Source organism: Kitasatospora sp. NPDC098663, from assembly GCF_044760075.1.
Classification (GTDB): domain Bacteria; phylum Actinomycetota; class Actinomycetes; order Streptomycetales; family Streptomycetaceae; genus Kitasatospora.
Genome location: NZ_JBIWAP010000004.1, coordinates 36,725 through 50,700 on the forward strand (window position 1 = coordinate 36,725; position 13,976 = coordinate 50,700).

At 74.7% G+C, this 13,976-nt stretch carries 12 protein-coding genes; 1 reads left to right on the plus strand and 11 read right to left on the minus strand.

Annotation, left to right across the window (positions count from 1 at the left end; translation table 11 throughout):
* Positions 1 to 42: 42 nt before the first annotated feature.
* From ACIQVZ_RS05480 to ACIQVZ_RS05500, 5 genes are all read right to left on the minus strand, one after another.
* Positions 43 to 561 (minus strand): Asp23/Gls24 family envelope stress response protein, encoded by a 519-nt coding sequence (locus ACIQVZ_RS05480; protein ID WP_402447706.1) that lies wholly within the window; start codon positions 559 to 561, stop codon positions 43 to 45.
* 206 nt (positions 562 to 767) lie between these two features.
* Positions 768 to 1,574, minus strand: coding sequence for an enoyl-CoA hydratase/isomerase family protein (locus ACIQVZ_RS05485; protein ID WP_402447415.1), 807 nt, complete (start codon positions 1,572 to 1,574; stop codon positions 768 to 770).
* Between the two features lie 232 nt (positions 1,575 to 1,806).
* A complete protein-coding gene (locus ACIQVZ_RS05490) occupies positions 1,807 to 2,040 on the minus strand; it encodes a helix-turn-helix domain-containing protein (RefSeq protein ID WP_030059940.1) in 234 nt (77 codons plus the stop codon).
* Between the two features lie 327 nt (positions 2,041 to 2,367).
* Entirely contained in the window at positions 2,368 to 3,966 is a 1,599-nt protein-coding gene (gene abc-f, locus ACIQVZ_RS05495; protein WP_350880269.1) for a ribosomal protection-like ABC-F family protein, read from the minus strand.
* Between the two features lie 206 nt (positions 3,967 to 4,172).
* Positions 4,173 to 5,189 (minus strand): hypothetical protein, encoded by a 1,017-nt coding sequence (locus ACIQVZ_RS05500; RefSeq protein ID WP_402447418.1) that lies wholly within the window; start codon positions 5,187 to 5,189, stop codon positions 4,173 to 4,175.
* Positions 5,190 to 5,549: 360 nt separating this feature from the next.
* Between ACIQVZ_RS05500 and ACIQVZ_RS05505 the strand changes: the two genes are divergently transcribed.
* Positions 5,550 to 6,809 carry a glycoside hydrolase family 26 protein gene (locus tag ACIQVZ_RS05505; RefSeq protein ID WP_402447420.1) on the plus strand — a complete coding sequence of 420 codons (1,260 nt, stop codon included), beginning with the start codon at positions 5,550 to 5,552 and terminating at the stop codon, positions 6,807 to 6,809.
* Positions 6,810 to 6,849: 40 nt separating this feature from the next.
* On the opposite strand, the gene ACIQVZ_RS05510 is transcribed toward ACIQVZ_RS05505, so the two are convergent.
* The 6 genes from ACIQVZ_RS05510 to ACIQVZ_RS05535 are packed head-to-tail and all read right to left on the minus strand — an operon-like array spanning position 6,850 to position 13,973.
* A complete protein-coding gene (locus ACIQVZ_RS05510) occupies positions 6,850 to 8,010 on the minus strand; it encodes a GNAT family N-acetyltransferase (RefSeq protein WP_402447422.1) in 1,161 nt (386 codons plus the stop codon).
* A complete protein-coding gene (locus tag ACIQVZ_RS05515) occupies positions 8,007 to 8,858 on the minus strand; it encodes a Wzz/FepE/Etk N-terminal domain-containing protein (protein ID WP_402447424.1) in 852 nt (283 codons plus the stop codon). Before ACIQVZ_RS05515 ends, ACIQVZ_RS05510 begins: the two co-directional genes overlap by 4 nt.
* 49 nt (positions 8,859 to 8,907) lie before the next feature.
* Positions 8,908 to 10,023, minus strand: coding sequence for a glycosyltransferase (locus tag ACIQVZ_RS05520; protein WP_350880279.1), 1,116 nt, complete (start codon positions 10,021 to 10,023; stop codon positions 8,908 to 8,910).
* Positions 10,020 to 10,934, minus strand: coding sequence for a polysaccharide deacetylase family protein (locus ACIQVZ_RS05525; RefSeq protein WP_402447425.1), 915 nt, complete (start codon positions 10,932 to 10,934; stop codon positions 10,020 to 10,022). Before ACIQVZ_RS05525 ends, ACIQVZ_RS05520 begins: the two co-directional genes overlap by 4 nt.
* The gene (locus ACIQVZ_RS05530; protein WP_402447427.1) at positions 10,924 to 12,663 is read right to left on the minus strand and encodes a lipid II flippase MurJ; all 1,740 of its coding nucleotides are present in this window, start codon (positions 12,661 to 12,663) and stop codon (positions 10,924 to 10,926) included. The genes ACIQVZ_RS05525 and ACIQVZ_RS05530 overlap by 11 nt, the downstream gene beginning before the upstream one ends.
* Positions 12,660 to 13,973, minus strand: a complete 1,314-nt coding sequence (locus ACIQVZ_RS05535) for an O-antigen ligase family protein (RefSeq protein ID WP_350880285.1) — start codon at positions 13,971 to 13,973, stop codon at positions 12,660 to 12,662. The genes ACIQVZ_RS05530 and ACIQVZ_RS05535 overlap by 4 nt, the downstream gene beginning before the upstream one ends.
* Positions 13,974 to 13,976 lie beyond the last annotated feature (3 nt).

The window sequence follows — 13,976 nt, forward strand, 5'->3', positions numbered from 1 at the left end:
TCGTCCTCGCTGCCGCCCGCCGCCGGGCGCTTCGTGGGCTCGCTACTTGAGCTTGGGCCGCTGCCCCGTGACGACCGTCTCCTCTTCCTCCTCCTCGACGTCCGGCTCGTCGGGGAGGTGGACGTCGTTGACCGCGATGTTGACCTCGACGACTTCCAGGCCGGTCATCCGCTCGACCGCGTCGATGATGTTCTCCCGTACCTGGCGGGCGAGTTCGGGGATGACCACGCCGTACTCGACGACCAGGGCGATGTCGATGGCGGTCTGCTTCTCGCCGACCTCGGCCTTGATGCCGCGCCCGACGCCGGACTTGCCGCCCGGCACCCGGTCGCGCATCGCGCCGAAGGTGCGGGCGAGGCCGGAGCCGAGGGCGTGGATGCCGGTGACCTCGCGGGCGGCCATCCCGGCGATCTTCTCGACCACGCCGACGGCCAGCGCCGTGCGGCCGCGCTCGCCGGTCGGCTTGCCGGCGTCGGTTGCGGCGGAGGCCGTGGACGGCGAGGACGGTGTGTGAGCGGCGGCGGAGCCGGCGGCCGCGGCGTGGCCGGGGTTCTTGTGCATGGTGGCGGGCGTCGGAGTGTCAGGCATGGGGGCGCATCTCCCGTCGTACGGCTCCAGCTATATCGCAAATCTCCATAACTCTGGCATTTCGCCACGTTCCGCGCCCGCCGGGGAGGGCCACCGGGACGCCTCCGGGAACGCCGAAGGCCCGGCCCGGGGAGCACTCCCCGGGCCGGGCCCGTTCACCCGACGCAGCCGGACAGGACCTAGTCGCCGATCCCGGCGAGGTCCCGCAGGCGGCGGGCCTGCGCCGCCCGTTCGGCCGAGCGCTGCTCGTCGAAGGAGCGGCCGGCGGCGCCCTGGAGCAGGGCCTTGGTCTCGATGACGGCGTTGCGCGGCGCGGCCAGCAGGGCGGCGGCGAGGTCGCGGGCGGCGGCCTCCAGCTCCGCACCGGGGACGGCCAGGTTGGCCAGCCCGATGGCGGCGGCCTCCTCGGCGCCGACCCAGCGGCCGGTGGCGCAGATCTCCAGCGCCCGGGCGTAGCCGACGAGTTCGGTGAGCGGCTTGGTGCCGGCCAGGTCAGGGACGAGGCCGAGCGAGGTCTCCTTCATGGCGAACTGGACGTCGTTGGCGACGACGCGCAGGTCGCAGCCGAGGGCGAGCTGGAAGCCCGCGCCGACGGCATGGCCCTGGACGGCGGCGATGGAGACCAGGTCGGGGCGGCGCCACCAGGTGAAGGCCTCCTGGTAGGAGGCGATGGTGTCGTCGAGCTTCTGGTCGGGGGCGCCGGCGAGCTGGAGGAAGGTGGGCTCGCCGGGGATGCCCTCGGGGGTGAACATGGCCCGGTCCAGGCCCGCCGAGAAGGAGACGCCCTCCGCACGCAGCAGGACCACCCTGACGCCGCCGGGCAGGTCACGGCCCGCGGCGGCGAGGGCGCGCCACAGGGCGGGCGACTGGGCGTTGCGCCGCTTGGGCTGACACAGGGTGACGACGGCGAGCTCGCCGTCGATCTCCAGGCGGACGCCGTCCTGCTCCCAGCTCGGGGCCTGCGGGTCGGTGACGGGGGCGGTCATGCGGGGACCTCCGGTGGCGAGGGGCTTGGCTACCGGAGAGTAACAAACCTGGGCGCGCGGCGGCAGGGCGCCGGCCCGGAAAGATCGACGGACGGGAGGCACCGGGGGGCGGACGACACCCCGGACATGACGATCGGCGGCCGGTCCACTCGACCCGAGGGCGGACGATCGATTCTCGTCTCCTCAGCCGGCGCCCTGCCGCCGCGCCATCCAGCGATAAGCTGATGGACCGTCAGGAACCGGCCCCGGCGGTCGCCTTGTTCTTGCCACGCGTGGCACCACCGCGGCCCCGGAGAATGACTCCGGACTCGCTCAGCATCCGGTGCACAAAGCCGTACGAACGACCGGTCTCCTCCGCGAGAGCGCGAATGCTCGCCCCGGAGTCGTACTTCTTCTTGAGATCGGCCGCGAGCTTCTCACGCGCGGCACCGGTCACCCGGCTGCCCTTTTTCAGAGTCTCGGCCACCCGTGCCTCCTCGTAGCGTTGCTCGGTCAGATTCCCATGATCACCCATCCATCGCGTCCTGGCCACCCATTCGGCAAGGTCGATGTCGGGAATGCGTGGTCCTGCGGTGGTGATCCGAGCGCATCAGGGCGCTCACGTAGAGTGCGCGCCCCCGGGCGGATTCCGCCGTCCGCCGAGAAAGGGCTGATCAGCAGTGTCGGCCCGACCACGATCGAGTGGCGGGCCGACAGGAAGTCCTTAAACGGAATCCAGGCTTTCTTCATTCCCGGACACGCCGTAAGTACTAGTTTTTCTGGTCCTAAAAGCGGAGATCGCGTCTACACCCGGTCAGGCCAGCGAGACCAGATCGGCGTACGCCGGGCTCCAGAGGTCCTCGACCCCGTCCGGCAGCAGGATGATCCGCTCCGGCTGGAGCGCCTCGACGGCGCCCTCGTCGTGGGTGACCAGCACGACCGCGCCGCTGAACTCGCGCAGGGCGCCGAGGATCTCCTCGCGGCTGGCCGGGTCGAGGTTGTTGGTGGGCTCGTCGAGCAGCAGCACGTTGGCGCTGGAGACCACCAGCGAGGCCAGCGCGAGCCGGGTCTTCTCGCCGCCGGAGAGGACCCCGGCCGGCTTGTCGACGTCGTCGCCGGAGAACAGGAAGGAGCCGAGGATCTTGCGGATCTGCACCAGGTCGGTGTCCGGCGCGGAGGAACGCATGTTCTCCAGCACCGTGCGGTCCGGGTCCAGGGTCTCGTGCTCCTGGGCGTAGTAGCCGATCTTCAGACCGTGGCCCGGGATCACCTCGCCGGTGTCCGGCTGCTCCACCCCGGCGAGCATCCGCAGCAGGGTGGTCTTGCCCGCGCCGTTGAAGCCGAGGATGACGACCCGCGAACCGCGGTCGATGGCCAGGCCGACGTCGGTGAAGATCTCCAGCGAACCGTAGGACTTGGAGAGCCCGCTGGCCATCAGCGGGGTCTTGCCGCAGGGCGCCGGGTCCGGGAAGCGCAGCTTGGCGACCTTGTCGTTCTGGCGCACCTGCTCCAGGCCGGAGAGCAGCTTCTCGGCACGGCGGGCCATGTTCTGCGCGGCCACCGTCTTGGTCGCCTTGGCCCGCATCTTGTCGGCCTGGGAGTTGAGGGTCGCGGCCTTCTTCTCGGCGTTGGCCCGCTCGCGCTTGCGGCGCTTCTCGTCGTCCTCGCGCTGCTGCTGGTACTGCTTCCAGCCCATGTTGTAGACGTCGATGGCGGAGCGGTTGGCGTCCAGGTAGAAGACCTTGTTGACGACCGTCTCGACCAGTTCGACGTCGTGCGAGATGACGATGAAGCCACCCTTGTAGGTCTTCAGGAAGTCCCGCAGCCAGACGATCGAGTCCGCGTCGAGGTGGTTGGTGGGCTCGTCGAGCAGCAGCACGTCGGAGTCCGAGAACAGGATCCGGGCGAGCTCGACGCGGCGGCGCTGACCACCGGAGAGGGTGTGCAGCTCCTGGTTCAGGATGCGGTCCGGCAGGCCCAGGGCGGCCGCGATGGTGGCGGCCTCGGCCTCGGCGGCGTACCCGCCCTTGGTGAGGAACTCGGTCTCCAGGCGCGCGTACTTCTTCATCGCGTTGTCCCGGGTGGCGCCCTGGCCGTTGGCCATCCGGTCCTCGTTCTCGCGCATCTTCTTGAGCACGGTGTCGAGGCCTCGGGCGGAGAGGATGCGGTCCTTGGCGAGGACGTCCAGGTCGCCGGTGCGCGGGTCCTGCGGGAGGTAACCGACCTCGCCGGAGCGGGTCACCGTGCCCGAGGCCGGCATGCCCTCGCCGGCCAGTACCTTGGTCAGCGTGGTCTTGCCGGCGCCGTTGCGCCCGACCAGGCCGATCCGGTCGCCGGCGGCGACCTTGAAGTTGGCGGACTCGATCAGGATTCGGGCACCGGCGCGCAGCTCAAGGGCGGTGGCGGAAATCATGGCGGAAACTACTCCTGGGACGTGGGGGGGCGGCCGGACGGGGCCCGGGGCCGGGCAGCGGGAAGGGGCGTCGTCGGTGGTCGGCACAGCGCACGGGGCGGTGCCGCGCGCCCGCTATTGCCCGGAGAAGTCAGCCATGACGGCAAGTCTACCGGGCCGCGCGGGAACCCCCGGGGCTACCACCCAGGGGTACCGGCGGTCCGGCGTTACTGCTGGGACTGCTGAGGCTGCTGCGCCTCGGGCTGCACGGGCGGCTGGTCACCCGCCGGGGTGTCCGGACCGGCCGGGGCGTCCTGGGCCGGGCTCGCCGCCGGGTCGGTGCAGCCGCCCTGCGGACGGACCGCCGCGAACGGCGCGGACGGGCTGCCGCAGGCCGCCTCTGGGGCGGCCGCCTTGGTGTCGAACACCCGGGCCGGAACGATCGGGCCGTCGGTGATCAGCACCCGGCTGCCGTCCAGCGCCTTGATCGAGGCGCTCGGGCCGGTGTTCAGCTGCCAGCCGGTGCTGTCCAGCCGGTACCCGTTGATGCCGCCGGAGACGGCCTGCCCGGTGCTGTTGGCGCAGCTGCGCGGGACGAGCACGGCGTACTCGGTGCCGACCGTGCGCAGCGGGTCGTAGACGCAGCCGCTGGGCGGCTTGGAGTTGTAGCGCAGGTCGCCGTCGGCGTCGCGCAGGCCCATGGTCAGGTTCGGGGTCACCACGGCCACCCAGGCGGAGCCGCCCTGCGGGACGGTGTGCAGGGCCGCCGCGGCCCGCTCCTGGGCCAGCTCCTTGCGCTGCGCGTCGGTGCGCTTGTCGGCGCCGGGCTCGCCGTCGCCGCGCAGCCAGTCCGCCAGGCCGGGCACCGCCCGGTGCCAGCGCACCTCGTGGTCGCCCGGGCGCACCGAGGTGACCAGGCCGTCGTCCCAGACCACGATGGCGTTGTCCCCCGCCATCGACAGGTACAGCGCGGTGGCGCCCTCGCGGCGGTAGGACCAGGCCTGCTCGCCGCTCTGCCGGTGGAAGGCCTCCAGTCCGGGGCCGACCTTCAGGTCCAGGTCGGCCGTGCTCAGCGACTGCGTGCTGACCGGCGTCGCCTCCGCCTCGCCCGGCCCCGCCACCCGGTCGCCGAACGGCACCGGCTTGTTGGCGTGCGCCGCCGCACCGGCCGCAAGGACCAGCATCACCGCCAGGGCAGGCAGGGTCGAGCGGGGGGTCAGTACACGCAGCGGCTTCCAGGACACGGCCGGAGCGTACCTTTCACCGGGCACGCGAGTCAGCCTGGAATCGCCCCCGCCCCACCCCTCGGACCGCGCGTCCGGCCGCGCGCGCCCTCCTCGCGCACCCGCCCGCCCACCTGCACCGTCGGTGCCGCGGCCGGGCCGGCGCCCGCTCCGGGGCCGGGCGCCGGGGCCCGGCCGGACCGTTACAGAGCTGATACACGCGGCGGGGCCCGGCCGGGCGTTGCGGCAGACGGCGTTCGAATATCGCCCACTTTAGGGTGACATTCGGCTTTTCCGACGCGCGCCGGGCCTACTGTCGGCGAGCGGAGCGCCACGGTCCGTCCAGTGCGCCCCCGCCCCGCGACGCCCGGAGGAGAGACCATGCGAATCGGCCGCCTGACGCTGGCCGCCGCCGCCCTGCTGCTGATGGCCACGGCCAGCGTCCCGGCCGGGTCGCCGCTCAGCCAGACCGAACGGCACACCCTCTCCTCGGACGCCTTCGAGCCGCGCGGCGCCGCCCCCCGCCCGCCCGTCCAGCGGCCCAAGCACGAGCCGCCGTTCGGCGCCTTCGTCGGCTCCTGGGACGACTACATCCCGCAGATCGGCCGGTACGCGCAGTGGCTGGGCGATGCCAACCTGCAAGTCGGCCACACCTACCTGGCGGGCAACAGCTGGGCCGACGTCGAGGGCGAGCTGATGGTGCTCGGCATGTGGTCGCAGTGGCGGCTGGCCGACCCGTCCCGGACGCTCGTCCTCGGCGTACCGATGCTGGTGCCCAACGAGGCGAACGTGCCGGACGGCCAGGTCGCCAAGCTGCTCGCCCAGGGCGCGCGCGGGGACTTCGACCGGCACTTCCTGCGGCTCGCGCACCGGCTGGTCTCCCTCGGCGGCGCGGACACCGTGCTCACCCTCGGCTGGGAGATGAACGGCGTCACCTACACGCACCGCTGCAAGCCCGACCCGGCCGCGTGGAAGGCGTACTGGCGGCGGATCGTCGGCGTGATGCGCTCGGTGCCCGGGCAGCGGTTCCGCTTCGACTTCACCCCGAACCGGGGCCTGGACGCCATCCCGTGGACCAAGTGCTACCCCGGCGACGACGTGGTCGACATCATCGGCATGGACAACTACGACCAGCCCGCCGGAGGCACCTTCGACGACTACGTGCGCGAGCCGTACGGGCTGCAGGACCAGGTGGAGTTCGCCGCCAAGCGCGGCAAGCCGGTCTCCTACCCGGAGTGGGGGCTGTTCCGCAACGGCGACAACCCGGAGTTCGTGCAGCGGATGGTCGAGTGGATGCGCACCCACGACACCGCCTACCAGACCGTCACCGACTACTGCCCGCACGGCTTCTTCGAGTGCGACCGCAACCCGCGCTCCGCCGCCCGGTTCAAGCAGCTGATGTCCGGGTCGAAGGGGGCGCCGGCGGTGGTGCCGACGGCGCCCCAGGCACCCGTCCCGCCGATCGTCCCGCCGCACCCGCCCGGGCCGTCGGCCGTACCCGGGGCCCCGAGCGTGGTGCCCGGCCCGTCCGCGAGCCCGTCGCCGGGCCCCCCGGCCACCACGTCGGCGAGCCCCTCGGCGAGCCCGTCCGCGAGTCCCTCGGCGGCCCGGACGCCCACCCGGACGCCCGCCCGGCGCTGAGCCCGGGCGGGGGGGGGCAGGGGCGGGGGGGCAGGGGCGGTCAGCCGCGGCGGCGGGCCAGCAGGGCCTCCTTGAGCCGCGGGAAGCGGGTCCGCAGCACGTGCGCCGCCTGCTGGCGGACGCGCACCGCGCCGGACCGGGCGACGGCCGCCGGCGCCGGACCGGGCGGACCGAACAGCAGGCGCTGGTTGGACAGCTGGTCCGGCCGCCAGCGCTGCTTGTACGGCTCCTGGCCGCGCAGCAGGCCGAGCAGCGGGACGCCCGCGCCGACCGTCTCGTCCAGGGCCGCGCTGAAGAGCAGCCCGGCGATGTCCAGCCGCTCGCGCAGCACCGGGTGCGCGCCGTACATGTACAGGCCGCCGAAGGAGGGGCAGAGCAGCAGCAGGTTCACCGCGACCAGTTCGCCGTTCAGCCGGAACTGGTGGACGGCCGCCCTGCCGGTGGCGACCAGGCCGACGGTGGACTCGGTCAGGTGGCGGGCGAAGCGCTCGGTGCGGTGCTCCGGGGTGACGCCGCGCTCCTGCCACTGCAGGAAGTGCAGCCGCAGCAGGCCCTCCAGCGCCGCCGGCACCTCGGCCGCCGGCGTCGAGCTGACCTGCACCCCGGCCTCGGCGATCTTGCGCAGCTTCACCCGGCTGCGCTGCGCGGTCTTGCCGGGCACCCGCTTGAGCAGCCGGTCCATCGGGACGGCCGGCAGGTACTGGCAGAGCGAGTCCTGGTAGCGGCGGCGCCGGCCGTGCCAGTGCTCGTACACCCGCTGCACCGCCGCCTCGGGGTGCACCTCGCGCAGCTCCAGGGAGTGCCACGGGCGGGTGAGCGGGAGGGCGGCGGCGAACTCGGCGGCGGCGCGGTCGGCGCAGTCGTCGTCGAGCAGCACGTCGGAGTAGTCGACCAGCCCGGCGCCCAGGGCGGTCAGCCCACCGAGCGGGCCACCGCGGCGTCTGAAGGCGCCCGCGCCGACCAGCAGGCCGTCCCGGCGGACGAGCACCACCAGCAGGCTGCCCGGGCTGCCGTAGTGGCGCCACCAGGAGCGCTGCCAGTCGGCGGCCTGGAAGAAGGTGGCGGTCCGGCAGCGGGCGGCCAGGTCGTCCCACTCCTCGGCGAGGGCGTCCAGGGCGTCGTCCTCCCGGCGCAGCTCGGTGGTCCAGCCCGGCGCAGCCGGCTGGGCCGGGAGGCCGGTGTGCCGGGTCTCAGTGCTCATCGCCCGCTCCCGGCCGCGGCCTTCTCCTTGGCCGGGGGCTCCTCGGCGCTGTTCCGCGCGGCCTCGGCCGTCCCTGGCTTCCCTTCCGCCTTCTCGGCCTCCGCGGCCTTCCCGGTCTCCTCCGCCTGGCCGGTCCTGTCGGCCCGGTCTGCCTGGTCTGCCTGGTCTGCCCGCCCGTCCCGGTCGGCGGCAGGCGGCTCCTCGCCGCGCGGGCGGGGGGTGGCCGGCGTCGTCGGCTCCACCGGGGCCCCGGCGGCCTCGACGGGCTCGGCGGCCTCCGGCAGGGCGGCCTCGCCCCGGCGGCGGGTCATCATCACCAGGGCCCCCACCAGCAGCCCGGCCGCGCCGCCGACCGCGACGTCCAGCGTGGCGGACGGGGTGGTCGGCCTGTCCGGCTCGGCGGCCGGGGCCAGCGTCACCAGCCGGACGCTGGTGTCCCTGCTGCTGGTGTTCGCGAAGGAGACCAGTGAGCGGGCCACCGCGTCGGCGGTCTGGGCCGCCTCCTGGGGGCGCGTCCCGGTGCCGGTGATCTCGATCATCGGAGCGTCCGGGGAGGTGGTCCCGTGCACCAGGGACTCCAGCTCGGCGCGGGTGTGGCCGGTCTCGGCGGCCGCCACCGCGAGCACCTGCGGCTGGCCCGCCAACCGCCCGTACGCCTGGGCGAAGTTGGTCGCGGTGGCGGCCTCCCCCGGGTTCTGCGGCACCACGAGGACGTAGGCGCTGGCGGCGTACGAGGGGTGCGAGACGACGGCGTACCCGGCGCCGCCCGCGGCGCCCAGCGGCACCGCGAGTGCCACCGGCCACCAGCGGCGGACCAGGTGGCGGGCCCTTCGGCGCGGTGTGGTCATGGGTGTGACTCCTTGGGTATGTGACGGCGGTTCCGGCGGCGGCGGGCGGTCAAGCGCGGGCCAGCCGGTCGTAGAGGGCGCCCAGGTCTGCGGCGACCCGGGCGATGTCGTAGTGGCCGACCGCCGGGGGGTGCGGCAGCGGGTCGGAGTTGTGGTCGTTCAGGTGCCGCAGATCGCGCAGCGCGGCGGCGTACGCGGCGCCCTCGGACGGGATCCGGCGGGCCTGCGGGGCGGCGCTGGGCGGCAGCTCGTCGAGCGCCGGGCAGGCGCTGTGCCGCACCGGCAGGCCGGCCGCGAGGCCCTCCAGGATGCCGAGGCCGAAGGTCTCCGCGGTGGAGGGGGCGGCCAGCACGTCCAGGGCGGTCAGCAGGTCGGGCACGTCGTCGCGCTCGCCGGTGAGCACCAGCCTTTCCCGGACGCCGAGTTCGGCGGCCCGGTGCTCCAGCGCGGCGCGCTCCGGGCCCGCGCCGACCAGCACCAGCCGGGCGGCCGGGTCGAGTGCGGCGAGGGCCTCCAGCAGCACCTCGAAGCGCTTGCCGGGGACCAGTCGGCCGACTCCGCCGACCACCCAGCTCCCCTCCGGCAGGCCGAGTTCGGCCCGCAGCCGGCAGCGGGTCGCGGCCCGGTCGGCCGCCGGGCGGTGGTAGCGCGCGGTGTCGATGCCGTTGGGGATCAGCTCGACCCGGGTCGGCGGGACGCCCCAGGAGTGCAGCGTCTGAGCGACCTGCCGGGAGACCGCGACGGTGGTGCTGCCGAGCCGTTCGGCCGCCAGGTAGAGGCCCTTGACGCCGCGGGTGACCGGGCGGCCCTCGATCACCCCGGCGTGCAGCGAGTGCTCGGTGGAGACCACCGTGCGGACCCCGGCGAGCCGGGCCGCCAGCCGGCCGTACAGCTGCGCCCGGTACAGGTGGGTGTGCACCAGGTCGTAGCGGCCGGAGCGGACCAGCCGGACCAGCCGGGGCAGCGCGCCCAGGTCGCGGTTGCCGCGCATGCCGAGGTGGTGGACGGTCACCCCGTCGGCGCGCAGCGCGGCGGCGACCGTGCCGGGGTTGGTCAGTGCGACCACCTCGCACTGCTGGTGTGCGGGCAAGTGCCGCAGCAGCAGGTGGAGTTGGCGCTCGGCGCCGCCCGAGGCGAGGCCGGTGACGATGTGCAGGACCCTCACGGCCGGGCCCCCCGCCGGGCGACCAGGGGGCTTCGGCGCAGCTCGGTGACGGCGTCGCGCAGCCGCTGCCGGCCGCGTTTGGCGCGCAGCCGCCAGGCGCCGTCGCGGTCGCCGACGTAGCAGCGTGGCAGCGCGAAGCGGCCGGTGAGCGGGGAGTGCGCGATGGCGCAGGCGTAGTCGTAGCCGGCGTCGCGGACGGCCTCGGTGGCGGGCAGGTCGACGGCGCCGTACGGGTAGCAGAAGCCGGTGACCGGGCCGCCGACCACCTCCTCCAGGAGGCGCCGGCTCTCCCGGGTCTGCACCGCCAGGACGTCGGCCGGCAGGCCGGGCAGCGCCTGGTGGCCGAGGCCGTGCGAGCCGATCTCCCAACCGGCGGCGGCGAGTTCGGTGACCTCCTGGACGGTGAGCAGCTGCTTGCGCGGCCCCTTGGCGTCCCAGCCGTTGTCCCGGCCGAGCAGGTCGGCGACCACGTACGCGGTGGCGGTGAAGCCGTACGCCTGGAGGATCGGCACGGCGTGGTGCGCGAAGTCCGCGTAGCCGTCGTCGAAGCTCAGCCCGACCAGTCCGTCGTCCCGGCCGACGGCCCGGGCCCGCATCAGCTCGCGCACGGAGACGCCGCGCCGCCCGCGCCGGTGCAGCCAGGCGACCTGCTCGGCGAACCGCTCGGGGCTGACGGTCAGCTGATACGGGTCCTCCTTCTCGACCGCCACCGAGTGGTACATCAGGATCCACGGCGAGGAGGAACCGGGGCCGGACGGTTCGCCGAGCGGGCGGCGGCTCCTGGGCAGCTGCGCCGCCGGCCCGGCCGGGTCGGTGTACGGGAGGTCGCCGCGTGGTGCGGCTGCGGCCGGTACGGCCTGGCGGCGGACGCCCGCCTGGGCCGAACGGACGGTTCCCCGTTCATTGTCCATGGGGAAGCTTCCCTTCATCGGCGACGGTTGGCGGGTTCAGGGCCCGGGCCACGGCGAGGACCGGGCCGCGCACCTCACGCGCGCCGAGGCCGGTGCCGAGGACGGCGAAGGCCAGCGCCACGGTGAGGCCCCCGAGGAGGGTGGAGAGCAGGGGGCCGGTGGCCAGCCCGGCGACGGCGGCGCCGAGGGCGGTGGCGCCGCCGGCGGCGGCCACCAGCCGGGCGTGGCCGCCGAGCACCCGGCGCAGCCGCAGCGGGATGCCGCGCAGCACCAGGCCGTGCAGCAGCAGCGCGGCGGTGGCGGTGATGCCGGCCGCGTTCCCGGCGGCGAGCCCGAGGGCGCCGAAGCGGGGGGTGGCGAGCAGGCTGACCACGACGGTGACGCCGAGGCCGAGCAGCATCGCGGCGACCGGGAACCAGTCCAGCAGCCGGCGGCCGCCGTCCTCGGTGCCCGGATCGTCGGCCCGGCGGACCACCGGGCGCAGCGAGAAGTACGGGCGGATCATCACGCCGATCAGCGCCTGGGCGGGCAGGCCGACACTGTAGACCCGGATGACGGCGGCGGTGGCGGCGGTGTCCTGCGGGCCGAAGGCGCCGCGCTGGAAGAGCAGCGAGACCACCGAGGGGGCGCAGGCCATCAGGAAGGCGGTGCCGCCCAGGACGACCGCCGCGGCCTGGCCGAGGTCCTTCTCGACCCGGTCCCGGGCGGCGGCGAGGTCCCCGGCGGCCAGTGCCCGGGCGACCAGCGGGAAGGTGACGGTGCAGATCAGGATGCCGGCCGTCATGGCCAGTTGGGAGACCTTGGCGGCGTAGTTGAGGTGCGAGATGGTGCCGGGCGGCAGCGCCGAGCCGAGGTAGCGCTCGACGAAGACCTGCGACTGGCGGGTCAGGGTGAACGCGGCCACCGGCAGCAGAGCGAACGGCATCAACACCAGCGCCTTGCGGGAGCGGCGGGCGCGGCCCGCGCCGGACTGCGGTCCCGGGCCCGCGCCCTGGCGCAGCCGGCGCAGGAACGGGGCGACCAGCAGACCGGCCATCAGCAGGCTGCCGAGCGCGACGCCGAGGGCGGCGGAGCGCACGCCCAGGAAGGACTGGCAGCCGAGCAGCACGGCGAGGATGCCGACGTTGTAGGCGACGTAGATGCCGGCCGGCGCGGTGAAGCAGTGGTGGGCGCGCAGCGCGGCGGCGAGGTAGCCGACCACGCCGAACGGCAGCACGGTGATCGCGGTGATCCGGGTGCAGGTGACGGCGAGGCCGGGGTTGGCCAGGCCGGGGGCGAGCAGCTCGACCAGCTGCGGGGCGCCGAGGGCGGCAGCCAGCGCGAGCCCGCTGAGCGCGAGCAGCAGCCAGGGCAGGGTGGCGCGGACCAGTTGGCGGACCGGGTCGGGGGCGTCCGGGTCCTCCTCGCGCAGCACCAGGGCGAGCGCGAAGGCGGGCACCATGAGGAAGGACATGGCGTCCTCGATCAGCAGCGGCGCGGCCGTCTCCGGGACGGTCCAGGCGACCAGGAAGGCGTCGGTGCCCTGGTTGGCGCCGAAGTAGCGGGCCAGCAGGAGGTCGCGCAGCAGGCCGAGGCCGGATCCGGCGGCACTGAGGACGGCGGTGATGCCGAAGGCCTTGGCGAGGAAGCCGCGCCGGGGGGCCGGGCCGGACCCGGGCGGCGGGCCGCCGGCGGTGGCGCCGCGCGGGGCGGGCACGGCGGAGGCGAGGGCCGGCTGGTCGGTGGTCATCGCGGGTCGGCCTCCGCGACGCAGGCCCGGGCCGCGAGGCCGAGGACGACGGAGGTCAGCACGGTGGTGGTGCCACCGATGTCCGCGTACAGGAAGTCGACCAGCACCCAGGTGAGCAGGGCCAGGGCGGCGAGGGCCGGGCCGCGGGAGTGGCGCAGGCAGCCGAGCAGCAGACCGAGGAAGAGCGCGGCGTAGGCGACGATGCCGATCAGACCCTGCTCGCTGAGCACCAGGAAGTACATGTTGTGCGGGGAGAGCAGCGGTTCGCGCTGGAAGCCGATGGTGGGGTCGGCGGCGTCGCTGCCGGAGGAGAGCCGCAGCGGGGCGTGGCTGTCGCGCAGTTGCTGGAAGGCCTTGGGGCCGGCGCCGTGGACGGGGTGGTCCTGCCAGATCCGCCCGGCGGTGGACCACAGGTCGTAGCGGTCGGAGACGGACTGGTCGGGGGCGGCGGAGACGGAGCCGATCGAGCTGAGCCGCTCGGTGACGCCGGAGGCGCCGAGGCCGAGGCCGCCGACCAGGACGACCGCGGCGGCCAGGCCGAGGACGGCGCCGCGGACGGCGAGCCGGGCATCAGCGCGCAGCAGCAGCACGGTGGCCGCGGCGGCGGTGGCGATCCAGCTGCCGCGGCTGAACGAGACGGCGAGCGGGAAGGCCAGGAAGGCGGCGGTCGCGAACATGGCGCGGCGCAGCCGGACGTCGCCGCCGGGGCGGCGCTCGGCGAGCGCCAGGGCCAGGGCGGCGAGCAGCCCGTAGCTGACGACCGTGGACATCGCCATGATGTCGAGGGCGCCGAAGGTGCCGACGGCCCGGATCGGCTGGCCGGTGTAGGAGGCGCCGGTCCGGGTGAGGTACTGGTGCGCGCCGACCACGCCCTGGATCAGCGCGGCGAGCACGAAGGAGCCGAGGACCAGCCGCTGGTCGACGCGGTCGCGCAGCGAGCAGAGCACCCCGGCCGGCACCAGGACGAACACCTGGGTGAGCCGGACGAAGCCGGTGAGGCTGGTGGCCGGGTCGATCGAGCCGACGGTGGCGACGGCGGCGGCGACCACGATGCCGCCGAACAGCACGCAGGTGGCGCGGCTGACGGCGGGCAGCCGCCCGCGCAGCAGGTCGAGCGCGGTGAGGGCGACCAGAGCGAGCGAGGCCACGTCGGCGGCGGTGACGTGGACGGCGGCGGCGACGTCCTTCTCGCCGGTGGGAACGCAGACCAGCAGGACGGTCGCCGCGGCGAGCAGGCTGGGCCGGTCCGCGAGCGCGGGCAGCGCCTTGCGTAACGCGAGCCGCGGGACGGCGGGAAGGGTCAGGGCCACGCG